This is a genomic window from Streptosporangium sp. NPDC049248 (assembly GCF_040678965.1).
In the GTDB taxonomy this organism is placed as follows: domain Bacteria; phylum Actinomycetota; class Actinomycetes; order Streptosporangiales; family Streptosporangiaceae; genus Streptosporangium; species Streptosporangium fukuiense.
In genome coordinates this window covers 1-12,427 of the sequence record NZ_JBFAQY010000033.1, presented here as the reverse complement: position 1 = coordinate 12,427, position 12,427 = coordinate 1, and the positions used below count along the sequence as shown (strand labels likewise).

Below are 12,427 nucleotides of genomic sequence, written 5' to 3'. Positions count from 1 at the left end.
ACAGGACCACACCCATGACGAAGACGAAGACAGACCCGGATCTGGCCATGAGCGAGGCCGAGGTGGACGCGATTCTCGGTGACGCCCTGGCCGACGCCGAGCAGGCTGAGCGCGCGCTCCAGGAGGCCGAGCAGGTGGCGCGCGGTGAGAGCCCGTCGGCTGGTCTGGCGGTGAAGGCGGCCGAGGTGACCCCGGCCCGGCTGGTCGAGTTGCGTGCGGCCGTCGACCTCGCCCAGATGCGCGTCTCCGCTGCCGAGCGCCGTACCGAGGCGGTGCGGGAGAAGCGCAAGCACGCCGAGTGGGAGTCCATCCGCGCCCAGATCCGCCAGGAGGCCGCCGCGGATCTCGACGGGGCTGAGAACGTGGTCGCCGCGCTGGACGTCTTCGAGACGGCTCTGAGGGGCTTGTGCGGGGCGATGGCGGACCACAACGACCGTGTTACCCGGTGGTATCGGATGATCGGGTCTGCGGGCATCGCTGCGACCCATGGTGAGCAGGCCGGCCCGGAGGGGTTCTCCCGCGAGATCAGCGCCGGGAGCGTCACGATCGGTTCGAAGGTGTACCGGCCGTTGGTGGCCGGGAAGTTCGTGGGCGCGACCGTCTTCCGGATCATGTCGCCGTACCCGCGCTCGTTCCTGAAGTGCTACATCGACCAGGAGATCACCGACAAGGGCGATTGGTACGAGGGCGTGTCCAGCACGCCGGTGGATCTGCGGGCGACGATCCGGCGGGACGCCTGACCCATGGCAGCTCCCCTCCCTGTAGGAGATGGCATCGCCGCGCGTCCCGGAGGATGGAGATTTTCCGGGGCCGCGGCCCATCACTTCGACGAGCACGCGGCCCGGTCCATCCCGGCCTACACCCTCGGCCATGACCTGATCGTCAGCCTGTCGGACTTCTTCGTTCGCCCCGGTGGCCGCGTCTACGACGTCGGATGCTCGACCGGCGCTCTCACCGCGCGTCTGGCCGCACGGCACCCGGCTGCCGAGGTGGTCGGGCTGGACGTTGAGCCGGACATGACCGCGGTTGCCCGGCTACGCCTGGCCGACGTGTCGGGGGCCGAGGTGGTCGATGCGGATGCGGCCGGCTACGACTTTGCCCCGGCTGATTTGGTCGTGGCGTACTACACGCTCCAGTTCACGCCGGTTGAGCAGCGCGCGGCCCTGGTGGCTCGGCTCGGCGCCGCGGTGCGTCCCGGTGGCGCCCTGGTGGTGTTCGAGAAGACCCTTGCCGAGTCCGCGCGCATGCAGGATCTCGCCGGCCAGGTGTACGCCGAGCACAAGCTGAACGGTGGCCACAGCCCCGCCGAGGTCATCGGCAAGGCGCGCAGTCTCCGAGGGGTCCTGACTCCGCTGACGTCGGCTCAGAACGTGGCCATGCTGCACCGGGCCGGGCTTGAGAGTGTGGAAGTCGTGCACCGGCATCTGCTGTTCGAGGGGTACCTGTCTGTCAAGGAGGTCGAGGCGTGAGGCAGATCGTCACCGAGTGGTTCCGGCTTCCTGCGGTCTGGCCGTTCCTGGCTTCGACGCTCACCGGTTTTGACCGGCCGGTCATTGTGTGGTCGGGGGCGTGCGGGACGGGCGAGGAGGCTTACTCCGCGGCGATCCTCCTGCACGATCACGGCATCGGCGGGCAGGTCCTGGCCAGCGATCTGGACGCCGATCTTCTGAAGGTCGCCGAACGCGGCCGGTATGACCGGGCGAACATCGACACCAATCTTCGTGAGGGCCGGCTGTCCCGGGTCCAGGTCGCCAAGCACTTCCGGCCCGTGCACGGCGGGTACGTGGTCGCTCCGCATATCCGTGAGCGTGTCATCTTCTCCGTGCGGGAGCTCGGCGTCGATGCGGTGCCCGCGTGTGATGTGGCGTTGCTCCGCAACGTGTGGCGTCACCTCGACCTCGCCGTGCAGGCCCGGGTGATGCGCGAGGTGCGCGAGCTCCTGCCTGTGGAGGGTCGTCTCGGTCTGGGGGGCGGAGACCTGCTGAACGCTCGGTTGGAGCCGGTTGAGCCGGTCGGCTTGTCGCGGTACTTCACCGAGGCGGAGCACAGCTGTATCTGGCGGCCGAGGTAGGCGCCTGAACATGGCGACGCCCCCGGCACCTCCTCCAGGTGCGGGGGCGTCGCTGTCCTCCCGGGCCTCCTGGTAACGCAGGAGTGTGAGCATGCCCGGAAGGAAGATCAGAGACGGAAGCGGTCGCGGAAGATCTCGCCCCGCAGGTCCCGGTAGTAGTGGTCAAGCCTCGCAAACCAACCAGCCCACCGCACCATCTCCTCGACGCTGCCGCACTCCTGTATGGCTTCCTGGCGGAGACGGTCCAGCTCGTCGGGGTCCGCGCCGCGCTTCACCGCCTCGGCGTGCATCTTGTCCAGCTCGCCGGGGGTCATAGCGGCGCCTTCTGCAAGGCCACGGGAAGCTGCTCGCAGTGGTCGAGCTGGCGGCACAGCTCGGCCGGGCCGTCAGCGTGCAGGGTGCGTGAGCACATGCTGTTCGGGTATGGGCCGGCCGCGTACCAGTGGCCGTTCAACTCCCATACCGCCCATCTGGGGAAGGTGTGGCCGATCACTCGGGCGAGCGCGGCGATCTGGTCGCCGGTCAGCGCGGCGCGGTCTGTGGTGCCATGCTGGTGCATGGGTCGGACCCTCCTGTCCGATCAAGAGCCCGTCCGACGGTTCCAGCGTCGTGGCGGGCTCGTCACGTTGAGCAACCGTCATGCACCAAAGTACGTTGCCCTAACCATGCCTGTCTATACCTATGAGCTTCTATGAGCGCAGCTCAGCTCCTACATACAGTCATGATCATGTACGAGTTCGACCCCACACAGCCGAAGTGGCGACAGATCTACGCCGTCATCCGCCAGCGCATCGAAACCGGCGAGTACCCGCCGAAATCCCTCATCTCCGAGGTGAAGCTGGAAGCGGAGTTCGGCGTTGCCCGCATCACGATCCGCAAGGTGACAGCGCAGTTGCGCGAGGACGGGCTGATCATCACGACGCCGGCCATGGGCTCGTTCGTCGCCGACCGCAGCTGACGCATGCGAACACCCTCACCCCGGCCTGTGCCCGGGTGAGGGTGTCGAGTGCAGCTGGCCGGCCTACGTGGCGACCGCGACCAGCTGGCCGAGGTACGCCTGGAGCTTCCGCGCCCGGTCCGTACCCACCGACATCCGCGTTTTGATCGTGCGGACGGGCGGCACCACACCGGCGGTGACGTCGCCGAGGAAGTTGCTCAGGGCGAGCGGGTACAGCGGATCGTCGTCCTCAGGTACGCCCTCCGGCTGTACCTCGCCCACGGCGAGGTCGTCGACTTCCCGCGGATCTCCCGGCGTCGCCGTCCCGGTGACCTGCACAGGTACAGCGGGCATGTGTACCTCGACCTGCTCGGTGAGCTTCAGGAGTTCCTCGACATCCCGCCATGCCCGCTCGACCTCGCCCACCGGCATCTCACCGGAGGCGACGATCTCGAGCGTCGCTCGAGTGGCTGTACCTCGCCGGATCATGCCCATGAGGAGTTCGTAGGACAGCACCAGGGCGACCGCCGGCCACGCGGCGACGATCGAACCGACGGGGCCGTGAGCCCACCCGGTCGCGACGTTCGCGGCGAGGGTGGCCAGGATGCCCAGGGCGAGCGTCCACCGCGCCAGAGCAGGCACAGGGAGGCCTCGGCGGGCCGCGTCCAGCAACACCATGGAACTGGCGAAGATCGCGCCGTCGATGGTGAGCGGAACGAGGTACGCGGTGAAACCGGACTCGCCGTTCGCGGTGACGACCTCGAAGGCGTGCTGGTAGGACACGATCGCGGCGACCGCGGCCAGGAGGACGACCACGAGGGTCGTACAGAAGCGGATCACCACTTCACCCGCCGAGCCGGGCCGGGGCCCTTCGCGCCGCGCGCCAGGGCGGCACCGAACTCGGCGTACGTCTGCACGGTCAGCAGCTCGAAAATGCTCCCCAGCGCCTCTGCCGCGTGCGGCGGGATGTCGAGGGTGCCGTACGGGGCGAAGTCCGCGCCCCAGGTGACGCGGATCAGCGGGTCCTTCAGGTGGCCGGCCTTCTGCGGCTGGCAGTAGATGACCTCGACGGTCCGCTGGCCGAGGTCGAGGTCGACGATCTGCCGGGTGTGCTCGACGTCAGGGCCGGGGTTGTGGGTGGAGTCGCACCAGGGCAGGGGGCAGGGCTGCCAGCCGGGCGCGGGGTTGGGTACGGTCGGTTCCACGATCGCATCTCCTGGATGAATCAGGGGGTTGGTGGTCCAGGCCCCCGACCGGTGCTGAGAACACCGGTCGGGGGCCGTTCTGCTATGAGGAACAGCCACCCTGACGGGCGGCCGTGATGAGGGTCTGCAGGTGGGTCGCGAGGTGCTCGGCCTGCTCCAGGGTGAGAGTGCCGTCGCTGCGCTCGTCGTCGGACAGCACGATCAGCACCGGCCCGCCCGGGTCCTGGCGGAACCCGGTCATGAGGTCGGTGTGCTCGTCGACGTGTTCCAGGTCCGACTCGTGTTCGACGTCGACACCGCCCGCGTGGTCGGTGCGGCACCAGGACGGGCAGGGCGAGACCGAAGGGGCGGGGATGGCCTCCAGGGGCTCCCAGACGCCCCCAGGGGCGCGGGACACGACCTCGGCGTCCATGGGCAGGCCACCGCGCCTCTGAACGCCCTTCAGCGTGTCGAGCAGCTCGGCGACGTTCTCACCCGGGTAGACACGCGGCCCGATGCCTTCGGCGGTGCGGACGGTGCCACGCACCCCCGTCTCACGGGGCGCCGGCGACTCATCGGCTACGGGCTGCTCCTGGCGCTCAACGACCTCGAGAGAGTGGAGCTTCAGGCAGGAGCGGCAGGAGCGGCAGGAGACCGGCTCGGAGGTGGACTCCAGGGCGCCGGAGGTAATGCGAGTCGGGCACAGGGGGGCGCCGTCGGCGGTGGAGGCGTGGACGGTGCCGGTGGAACGGGTCCGCAGGTTCACGGGAAGAGCGGGAGGGGTGCGGTCGAGCTTGGTACCGTGCATGGTGGATCTACTTCCTGATAGCGCAGGTGGTGATCAAGGGCCTGTTCCGGTGGTTGCACACCGGGGCGGGCCCGCTTTCTTTGTGGCTACACGGTATCGAGAAACCTTGTGGCTACACAAGACGTGTGTCAGGATTTCCATGTGACCACACAGAAAAAGACTCCAGGCGACGATTCGAGCCATACTCCGATCCGCCGGTTTCGCGCCCCCGATGATCTTTGGGAGGCGTACGAGTCGGTCTGTCGACGCGTCCTCCAGCGAGAGCGCTCCGAGGACCTGGTCGAGCACATGGTGACCACCGTCCGCGAACACGGAGACGCCAAGGAACTGGAGAAGCTGGCCAGGGCCGAGGCCGAGCTGTCCGAACGTCGCGCCCGGAAAGGCGGCAGGCCCCGCAAGGAGACCTGACGGCCTCTGGGCCGTTCCTGGGCCGTCACAGGGCCGTTTTCTGCCAATCACAGCAAACGTCAACAGTAGGCAAAAACGCAGGCCACGCAGGGTGCGACCGGCATACCCCCAGGTCACAGAATCGCAGCTAGAAGAACCAGCACTTCAGCAAGGGCGGCGGCTGAGGCCCGTGGCCCGGCGTCTCGTCCCCCTGCTCCCGCCGCCGTGACCGTCCGGCCGGTGCGGGCGGGGCCACTCCGCCGGGTCTCCCCGTGCTCGGTGGCCGTGTCGCCGATCGAGGTGGCTGATTCCACCATCTGTGCGGATCCGACCCCGACAGCGACCCGAAGTAGAGGACCATCCGGCGACTGCCCTAATCTGGGACGACGAGGGGAGTACTTCCCAAGAGTCGATCCGGTCAGTACGGACGTTTCATAACGTCCCCGGGCGGCCACCTGCACAGTGTGGGTGAAGGAGACCTCGAACGGCCAAGCACGTTCGAGGAGGTTTCATGCCCACCGAGGCATTCCTGTCAGCAGCCAGTCTTGAAACGATCGGTTCGCCACAACTGTGGACCATCACCGTGGCCGCTCTGCTGTTGCTGCTCGCCGTGGACTTCATACTGACCCGGCGGCCGCACGAGGTACGGATGCGCGAGGCTGTGGGCTGGTCGGTCTTCTACCTGGCACTGCCCCTGATCTTCGGCGTCTATCTGTGGGGGGTCTTCGGGTCCGGCGTGGCGGTGGAGTTCTTCACCGGCTACGTGGTGGAGAAGTCCCTGTCGGTGGACAACCTGTTCGTGTTCATGCTGCTGCTGTCCGCCTTCGCTGTCCCGGTCGCCCTGGCCCAGCGGGTCCTGCTGTACGGCATCATCGGGGCGCTGGTACTGCGGGCGATCTTCATCGCTTTGGGGGCCGCCGTCCTGCAGAGCGGCACCTGGGCGTTCCTGCTGTTCGGCGGGATACTGATCGTCACCGCCGTGAAGATCATGAAGGACGCGCTGAGCGGGACGGAGCAGCAGGTCGACATCTCCTCCATGCGCACGGTCCGGCTGCTACGGCGCTTCATGCCGGTCACCGACGACTACCGTGGTTCCCACCTGGTCGTTCGTGAGGGCGGCCGCCGTGCCCTGACCCCGCTGGCGCTGGCCATCGTGGCCGTCTTCGCCACCGACATCGTCTTCGCCGTCGACTCGGTGCCCGCGGTGTACGGCGTGACCGAGGACCCCTACCTCGTCTTCGCCACCAACGCCTTCGCCCTCCTGGGCCTTCGCGCGCTCTACTTCGTCCTCCTGGGCTTCCTGGCGAAACTGCGGCACCTGAACCACGGACTCGGCATCATCCTGGCCTTCATCGGGATCAAGCTCGTCCTGCACTGGGCGCACGGTGTCTGGACGTGGATCCCGGAGATCCCCACTCCGGTCTCGCTGGGCGTCATCATCGCGGTCCTGGCCACCGTCACGGCCACAAGCCTGTACGCCAACCGCCTCGACGCGAAGGTCGCCTCCGCACCCGCCGAACGCGGGTAGCCGGGCGAGGACACGAGCACGGGGCCGCGCGGCGGCCGTCCGGGTCCGACCGGTCATCCGGTCGGCGAGGCTCAGCCGTACGCGGGTGAGAGGCGGGGCTGAACCAGATCCCAGCGGTTGCCGTACAGGTCCTGGAAGGCGGCGACCGTGCCGTAGGGCTCGTGCCGCGGAGTCTCCTCGAAGGTGACGCCCGCCGCCGGCATCCGCTCGTGGTCGCGGGCGAAGTCGTCTGTGTGGAGGAACAGGCCGGCCCTGCCGCCGGTCCGGTCGCCGACGCGGGCCTCCTGCTCGGGACCGTCGGCGCGCGCGAGCAGGAGCGCCGTCTCCCGCGGGCCTCGTGGGCGGACCGTCACCCAGCGCCCTCCCTCCCCCTGCGGCCTGTCCTCCAGGAGCTCGAAGCCGAGGAGATCGACTACGGCCACAGCACCCACGTCAGCCACCATGCCCAGACCAGACCCGAGCGGCGGGCCCTGAAGAGGTCGCTCCCCGGTCGTAGGCCACCTGGCCGGGAAGTGGCCAGGATGTCGTCGACGATCCCCTTCGGGGCGAACAGGTCGACGATGGGGAGGATCCAGCCGAGCACCAGGTACGGCGCGGCGTACACGTGAAAGACCCCTGGAGAGATCGCGTACGAGTTGGCGCGGGCGCGTAACAGCCAGCATACGAAGGCGATTCCCGCCAAAAGGCAGAGGATCGGGAAAAGGAGGACGGCCGGGGAGAGGAGGAGCGTGTACAGGGCCTCCCACTCGTAGACCAGTCGCCAGAGCCGGTCCCCCTCGTAGAGGATCCGCAGCCCCGACAGGCCCACGGACACGATGGTGACCAGAGCGATCAGGGTGATGGCAACGGTTGCGAACGCACGGATCGGGCGCAACGGGCGAATGTGCATAGAGAACGCGCTCGACTTCATGCGAGTCCTTTAGCGGGGGCCGGGGTACGCAAGTATTGCGGATCTGGCATAGCCGATATAGAGGTATTTCTGACCGTCAGCGGAAGGCTTGTCCGCTTCCGCGAGGTGCGCCGCGGCCCCTCACCCGCGAGCGTTGACCTGCGACAGGTCGCCGGGAGCACGGGCGGGAAGGCCGACCCGGTCCGGTGCCGCCGGACCAGGCTGATGCATCATTGGTCCATGGCGGCCAGGGATGGGGACGGTTGGGCCCAATGTGAGCGCGGGCACCGGCACTGGGGCGTGTACGGGGCGGCCGGGCTGCTCGCCGTCCACCACGACGCCACGGGGAAGCCGCACATCCTGATGCAGAAGCGTTCCCTCTGGAGCCACCACGGCGGCACCTGGGGACTGCCCGGCGGTGCCCGCGACAGCCACGAGGACACCGTCACGGCCGCCCTGCGTGAGGCGTTCGAGGAGGCCACGCTGGACAGCACCGGCCTGCGGATCCAGGGCGTCTACCTCGACGACCACGGCGGCTGGTCCTTCGAGACAGTGATCACCGAGGCCGTGGAACTGCTGAAAGCGGTTCCCGGCAACAGTGAGAGCGCCGACCTGCGCTGGCTTCCCGCCGAGGAGGTCACCGCCAAAAAACTTCACCCCGGCTTCGCCGAGACCTGGCCGGTGATCGCTCTCGCGCTCGCCCCCTCCCTCATCGTCCTCGACATCGCCAACATCGTGGGCGCCCGCGCCGAGCACGGCTGGTGGAGGGACCGCGCCGGCGCGGCGGCCAGGCTGCTCACCGAGGTCGGCACGCACGCCGCCGGTGGCCTGTGGACCGTACCCGGCCAGATCCCGGCCCTGGCGCGCTGGTTCCCCCGGGTGACCGCGATCGTCGAGGGGGCCGCCCGGGACACCCCTCCGGTGTCCGGCGTCTCCGTGATCGCCGCACCGGGAAGCGGGGACGACGCGGTCGTCCAGGCCGTGCGGGACGCCCGCCCGTGGGAGCGCATCCTGGTCGTCACCGCCGACCGGGGGCTGCGCGAGCGGGTCACCGAACTGGGCGCCGAGGTCGCCGGTCCCCGGTGGCTGCTCTCCCAGTTGTGACGTTTCACGTGGAACATCTCAAGGTTCGGTGGCCGGGGCGGCCTGTGGTCTCAGGTCGCGGGTGGCCCGGTGGAACAGCCAGTAGCTCGCCGCGGCGACAACGAGGAAGAGCAGGCGGGCGGGCTGGGGGATGTCCAGAATGAGCAGGCCGTCGCTGAGCGAGTGGAGCAGGGCCGCCGTCATGAAGGCGGCGATGATGGGGATGGTGACAACGGCACGGCCTCTGATCTGCCAGGCCCCGAAGGCCACCGCGCACACCAGACCGGTCCAGACGAGGTGGCTGAATGGGGTGGTGAGACCGCGTATGAGGAGAATCGTGCCCGCACCGACGGCACCGCCGTTGTTGGCGATGCTCTTCCAGGCGTAGGCCATCGATTCCATGATCGTGAATCCGGTCGCGCAGGACAGGCCGAGTGCGACCCCCGCGGCCTTGGTGAGATGGCGCCCGGTGAGGGCGACCGCGAGAGGTGGGACGAGTTTCGCGGGTTCCTCGATCCATCCGACCCGCAGGATCGAGGTGCTGTTCTTCTGGGAGATGAAAAGCGAGTCGAAATAACCGCCGAGCAACAGGGCGACGCCCCCGCCGAACAGGAACATCCCCATCAGCGTCATGGCCGGCACGCTGGTGGCGATATGAATACGGTCGTGGATGGCGAGCAGGAGCGCGATGGGCCCGGCCGCGGCCCCGTAGAAGAAGGCCGCGGGCATGACCGCCTGGTTGCCGGCCGCCTGCATCATGGCGATGAGCGAGAAGGATAGAACGATCATGGCGATCCACGCCTTGAACCATCGATGCCGATAGAAGCGCAAATGGTCTCGCATAATGATTAATTCCCCGATACACCTGCCCCAAATTCGGGCGAATTGTCCATATTTATCTAAATATCGACTCCGCCACAATGACCACACCGATAATCATGAACACCACGGGCACCAGCCAGGCGCCCGTCCGCTCCACCAGCTCGATGATCTTCCTGTGCGACCCGAGCCAGGAGGCCGCCGCGCACCAGACCGCGACAAGCAGCGCGAACACCGCCATCGTGAGGGCACTGGCTGCCGGACCGATCGTGCGGAACAGCGGGGTGTAGACGGAGATGTTGTCGGCGCCGTTGGCGACGGTCACCCCCGCGATCGAGAGCAGGCCGGAGGCGACCCGTGACGTCTCACCGTCACCACCCCTTCCTGCTCTGACCAGCCCCCACACCCCCATGCCGAACGGCACCAGGCCGAGCAGCCCCACCCAGCGGTCCGGCAGCACCGCGAGCCCGAGGGCCGCTACGGCCGAGACGGCCACCAGGGCGGCGATGCCCGTGTACTGACCGGCGACGATCTGCCATGGGCGCGGAACACCACCCGCCCGGGATGTCAGGAACAGCACGGTCAACAGGATGATGTCGTCCACGTTAGTGCCGGCGAAGACGGCGACGGCCGTACCGATCGTTTGGATCACGAGCGAATTATGTCCCCTTCTTCCTAATGTGGGCGGCGACCGTGGCCAGCCGCAGGCTGCGGGGATTATGATCACGTTCATCCGCTCTTGTCGGCCCTTCGGAGACCGCACGTGGGCTATCCGCCTCCGCCGCAGTACGGTCAGCCGCCGCGGGGCGAGACGGGGCGCGGGCTGACCGTGATAGTCGTCATGGCCCTCGGTATGGTCATCGGGGCCGTCATCACCGTGTTCATGGTGCTCAACCCACCCTCCTCACCGCCGGTCGCGGCTCCAACGCCTGATGCCGAGCACTCGGAGGCCTCGGTCCGCCAGGCCGCCCAGCCGGCGCTCGACGCGTACAGCAGTGGCTCCTACGGTGATTTCTGGGACCTGTGGACCACCCGGGCACAGGGGTTGATCACCCGGGAGGAGTACGCGAGGCTGTTCGGCCTCTGCCCGCCCCTCGTGGCCAACTCCCCGCTCACCATCGCCGATGTCGCGATCACCGGCGACACCGCCATAGTCCGGGCCAGCCGGCTCGGCGAGACGACGGAGTTCGGCTTCGTCTTCGAGAGCGACTCGTGGCGGTACGAGCCGCCACCCGAGGAGCAGTCGGAGTACCGGAAACCGGTCGACCAGATAGCCGAGCAGCGGCGGGCCGCGGGATTCTGCGGCACCGCCACTCCCACCTCAGCCCCCTCCGATCCCGCTCCAGGCCCATCCACCCCCACCCAGCCATCAGGTTTCCTTGAATAATGAATTTGGGACCTGCACATATGCACATATGTGGATACGCTTGGTTGCGTAGAGATACGCGTAGTCCCGGGGATGTCCGAAACCGGCGATGTCCCCACCGGAGATGAGACGCGATCTCGGGGTACGGAAAGGCAGGTGACGCGGACGACAACCGGCACGCGACCGGGAATCCCCCTCGCACCTGCCATCGAAGTCATGTAGAAGTGCTGCCATAATCCGCAATTCACAGCTACTGTCGAGCTTATGGCCCACTCCATGCCGACAAGGCGAGACGGCACAGGATCGGAAAAACCATCAGCGAATGATCAAGATAGCGCCAGACATGAATCGGATTCGGTTCCGCTCTGGCTGGCACATCTTCAGCTCAGAGAAGGACAGAAGACCATCAGCACATCAGCTCCCGAAACCTCTATCACTATAGAGCTGGATAAAGCGGACTATGAGGCACTCTCTCGTAAGGCACGGCTGACCGGAAACCGCCTCGTCGACGTGATCCACACGGCGGTCCAGCGAGAGATCGGCAACAAACCCCACGTGATCACCCTGATGCACCGCTGGAACCTGAACCGAGAAGACCTCGACGTGGCAGCCGAATCCCTCGGGGTCGACCAGATCTCCGAGGCGGAGTGGGGCCAGATCGGCATTCGCCCGTTCAGGAGGCATTGAGCCGTGCTTCCCGGTCGAGTGCTCGACGTGAGCGCGCTGGTCGACATCGCGGTGGCGAAGACCGAATACTCCAGAAGTGTCGCCGCCATGTGCCTTTTCCGTGGTGGCGGGATATGCGTCCCGGCGACCAGCCTCGCGGCCGTCCTGTCCATCTCCCCGATCTCCACCCAGGTGGAGCTGTTCGAGCTCGTCACGACACCCGGCGTGAAGATCGATGACTTCACACACGGGAAGGTCGGGGACATCGCGGAGATCCTCGACGGATCGCGCGACATCACGGCCGGACACGTCATCTGGTGTGCCCGCGCCACCCGATGGCCCATCCTCACGGACCGCGGGGCCGAGCTCGTCCAGTACGACCAGAACCTTGAGATCGATCCGCTGCCGTAGCTCCCCGCCCGCCGCGGGAGCGTCGTCCCGGGCAGACCGCCATAACCATCCGGTTGAAACCGATGCCAAATATCATTGCGCGCGCGATCGATTTTCGGAGCCGGGGCTTTCACACTGGGAGAGTGACGTTCCAGACGAGGCGCATCAAGCTCGACATTCCTGACGGACCGGAATACGACCAGGTACTGACGAAGAAAGTTGGGCGTCACGGGTTGCTCGGGGGTGCTTGTCCGCACTGTTTGCCCAGGTGACAGCCTGGAGGTATGAGGTACTCAGAC

19 protein-coding genes are annotated in these 12,427 nt (G+C 67.3%); 10 read left to right on the top strand and 9 right to left on the bottom strand.

Annotated elements, in window-relative coordinates; genetic code table 11:
* Positions 1 to 14: 14 nt before the first annotated feature.
* The 3 genes from AB0K21_RS37840 to AB0K21_RS37830 are packed head-to-tail and all read left to right on the top strand — an operon-like array spanning position 15 to position 2,071.
* Entirely contained in the window at positions 15 to 740 is a 726-nt protein-coding gene (locus AB0K21_RS37840) for a hypothetical protein (protein WP_364156962.1), read from the top strand.
* Between the two features lie 3 nt (positions 741 to 743).
* Positions 744 to 1,469, top strand: a complete 726-nt coding sequence (locus AB0K21_RS37835; RefSeq protein WP_364156959.1) for a methyltransferase domain-containing protein — start codon at positions 744 to 746, stop codon at positions 1,467 to 1,469.
* A complete protein-coding gene (locus tag AB0K21_RS37830) occupies positions 1,466 to 2,071 on the top strand; it encodes a CheR family methyltransferase (RefSeq protein ID WP_364156956.1) in 606 nt (201 codons plus the stop codon). Before AB0K21_RS37835 ends, AB0K21_RS37830 begins: the two co-directional genes overlap by 4 nt.
* Before the next feature lie 107 nt (positions 2,072 to 2,178).
* On the opposite strand, the gene AB0K21_RS37825 is transcribed toward AB0K21_RS37830, so the two are convergent.
* Positions 2,179 to 2,385 carry a hypothetical protein gene (locus tag AB0K21_RS37825; protein WP_364156953.1) on the bottom strand — a complete coding sequence of 69 codons (207 nt, stop codon included), beginning with the start codon at positions 2,383 to 2,385 and terminating at the stop codon, positions 2,179 to 2,181.
* Positions 2,382 to 2,630, bottom strand: coding sequence for a hypothetical protein (locus AB0K21_RS37820; RefSeq protein WP_364156950.1), 249 nt, complete (start codon positions 2,628 to 2,630; stop codon positions 2,382 to 2,384). The genes AB0K21_RS37825 and AB0K21_RS37820 overlap by 4 nt, the downstream gene beginning before the upstream one ends.
* Before the next feature lie 168 nt (positions 2,631 to 2,798).
* Here AB0K21_RS37820 and AB0K21_RS37815 point away from each other — a divergent pair, with 168 nt between their 5' ends.
* The gene (locus AB0K21_RS37815) at positions 2,799 to 3,029 is read left to right on the top strand and encodes a GntR family transcriptional regulator (RefSeq protein WP_364156947.1); all 231 of its coding nucleotides are present in this window, start codon (positions 2,799 to 2,801) and stop codon (positions 3,027 to 3,029) included.
* Positions 3,030 to 3,092: 63 nt separating this feature from the next.
* Here the strand turns inward: AB0K21_RS37815 and AB0K21_RS37810 are convergent, their stop codons facing one another.
* The 3 genes from AB0K21_RS37810 to AB0K21_RS37800 all read right to left on the bottom strand — a co-directional run bounded on the left by AB0K21_RS37810 (position 3,093) and on the right by AB0K21_RS37800 (position 5,000).
* Positions 3,093 to 3,848 carry a DUF2637 domain-containing protein gene (locus tag AB0K21_RS37810; RefSeq protein ID WP_364156944.1) on the bottom strand — a complete coding sequence of 252 codons (756 nt, stop codon included), beginning with the start codon at positions 3,846 to 3,848 and terminating at the stop codon, positions 3,093 to 3,095.
* Complete coding sequence (locus tag AB0K21_RS37805; protein WP_364156941.1) at positions 3,845 to 4,213, bottom strand: hypothetical protein; 369 nt, start codon at positions 4,211 to 4,213, stop codon at positions 3,845 to 3,847. Before AB0K21_RS37805 ends, AB0K21_RS37810 begins: the two co-directional genes overlap by 4 nt.
* 82 nt (positions 4,214 to 4,295) lie before the next feature.
* Complete coding sequence (locus tag AB0K21_RS37800; protein WP_364156938.1) at positions 4,296 to 5,000, bottom strand: hypothetical protein; 705 nt, start codon at positions 4,998 to 5,000, stop codon at positions 4,296 to 4,298.
* 141 nt (positions 5,001 to 5,141) lie between these two features.
* Here AB0K21_RS37800 and AB0K21_RS37795 point away from each other — a divergent pair, with 141 nt between their 5' ends.
* Positions 5,142 to 5,408 carry a hypothetical protein gene (locus AB0K21_RS37795; protein ID WP_364156935.1) on the top strand — a complete coding sequence of 89 codons (267 nt, stop codon included), beginning with the start codon at positions 5,142 to 5,144 and terminating at the stop codon, positions 5,406 to 5,408.
* A 490-nt stretch (positions 5,409 to 5,898) separates the two neighbouring features.
* Entirely contained in the window at positions 5,899 to 6,915 is a 1,017-nt protein-coding gene (locus AB0K21_RS37790) for a TerC/Alx family metal homeostasis membrane protein (protein WP_343970901.1), read from the top strand.
* A gap of 71 nt (positions 6,916 to 6,986) precedes the next feature.
* On the opposite strand, the gene AB0K21_RS37785 is transcribed toward AB0K21_RS37790, so the two are convergent.
* Entirely contained in the window at positions 6,987 to 7,337 is a 351-nt protein-coding gene (locus AB0K21_RS37785; protein ID WP_364156932.1) for a VOC family protein, read from the bottom strand.
* Positions 7,328 to 7,789: a DUF4328 domain-containing protein gene (locus AB0K21_RS37780; protein ID WP_343970895.1), complete on the bottom strand. Its 462-nt coding sequence runs from the start codon at positions 7,787 to 7,789 to the stop codon at positions 7,328 to 7,330. Before AB0K21_RS37780 ends, AB0K21_RS37785 begins: the two co-directional genes overlap by 10 nt.
* Positions 7,790 to 8,044: 255 nt before the next feature.
* Here AB0K21_RS37780 and AB0K21_RS37775 point away from each other — a divergent pair, with 255 nt between their 5' ends.
* Positions 8,045 to 8,908 carry an NUDIX domain-containing protein gene (locus tag AB0K21_RS37775; protein ID WP_343970892.1) on the top strand — a complete coding sequence of 288 codons (864 nt, stop codon included), beginning with the start codon at positions 8,045 to 8,047 and terminating at the stop codon, positions 8,906 to 8,908.
* Positions 8,909 to 8,926: 18 nt separating this feature from the next.
* Here the strand turns inward: AB0K21_RS37775 and AB0K21_RS37770 are convergent, their stop codons facing one another.
* A complete protein-coding gene (locus AB0K21_RS37770; protein ID WP_343970889.1) occupies positions 8,927 to 9,676 on the bottom strand; it encodes a PrsW family glutamic-type intramembrane protease in 750 nt (249 codons plus the stop codon).
* A gap of 106 nt (positions 9,677 to 9,782) precedes the next feature.
* Positions 9,783 to 10,358, bottom strand: a complete 576-nt coding sequence (locus AB0K21_RS37765) for a cadmium resistance transporter (RefSeq protein WP_364156926.1) — start codon at positions 10,356 to 10,358, stop codon at positions 9,783 to 9,785.
* A gap of 111 nt (positions 10,359 to 10,469) precedes the next feature.
* Here AB0K21_RS37765 and AB0K21_RS37760 point away from each other — a divergent pair, with 111 nt between their 5' ends.
* The 3 genes from AB0K21_RS37760 (at position 10,470) to AB0K21_RS37750 (ending at position 12,149) form a co-directional block, all read left to right on the top strand.
* On the top strand, positions 10,470 to 11,093 hold the full coding sequence (locus AB0K21_RS37760; RefSeq protein ID WP_364156923.1) for a hypothetical protein: 624 nt from the start codon (positions 10,470 to 10,472) through the stop codon (positions 11,091 to 11,093).
* Between the two features lie 243 nt (positions 11,094 to 11,336).
* Entirely contained in the window at positions 11,337 to 11,759 is a 423-nt protein-coding gene (locus tag AB0K21_RS37755; RefSeq protein WP_364156920.1) for a hypothetical protein, read from the top strand.
* Between the two features lie 3 nt (positions 11,760 to 11,762).
* A complete protein-coding gene (locus AB0K21_RS37750) occupies positions 11,763 to 12,149 on the top strand; it encodes a hypothetical protein (RefSeq protein WP_343970877.1) in 387 nt (128 codons plus the stop codon).
* Positions 12,150 to 12,427: the final 278 nt, after the last annotated feature.

Excerpts from the sequence above, each read along its gene's own strand:
- AB0K21_RS37755 (WP_364156920.1), top strand. The coding sequence starts at position 11,337 with ATGGCCCACTCCATGCCGACAAGGCGAGACGGCACAGGATCGGAAAAA.
- AB0K21_RS37840 (WP_364156962.1), top strand. The coding sequence starts at position 15 with ATGACGAAGACGAAGACAGACCCGGATCTGGCCATGAGCGAGGCCGAG.
- AB0K21_RS37815 (WP_364156947.1), top strand. The coding sequence starts at position 2,799 with ATGTACGAGTTCGACCCCACACAGCCGAAGTGGCGACAGATCTACGCC.
- AB0K21_RS37775 (WP_343970892.1), top strand. The coding sequence starts at position 8,045 with ATGGCGGCCAGGGATGGGGACGGTTGGGCCCAATGTGAGCGCGGGCAC.
- AB0K21_RS37770 (WP_343970889.1), bottom strand. The coding sequence starts at position 9,676 with ATGATCGTTCTATCCTTCTCGCTCATCGCCATGATGCAGGCGGCCGGC.
- AB0K21_RS37790 (WP_343970901.1), top strand. The coding sequence starts at position 5,899 with ATGCCCACCGAGGCATTCCTGTCAGCAGCCAGTCTTGAAACGATCGGT.
- AB0K21_RS37825 (WP_364156953.1), bottom strand. The coding sequence starts at position 2,385 with ATGACCCCCGGCGAGCTGGACAAGATGCACGCCGAGGCGGTGAAGCGC.
- AB0K21_RS37800 (WP_364156938.1), bottom strand. The coding sequence starts at position 5,000 with ATGCACGGTACCAAGCTCGACCGCACCCCTCCCGCTCTTCCCGTGAAC.
- AB0K21_RS37820 (WP_364156950.1), bottom strand. The coding sequence starts at position 2,630 with ATGCACCAGCATGGCACCACAGACCGCGCCGCGCTGACCGGCGACCAG.
- AB0K21_RS37835 (WP_364156959.1), top strand. The coding sequence starts at position 744 with ATGGCAGCTCCCCTCCCTGTAGGAGATGGCATCGCCGCGCGTCCCGGA.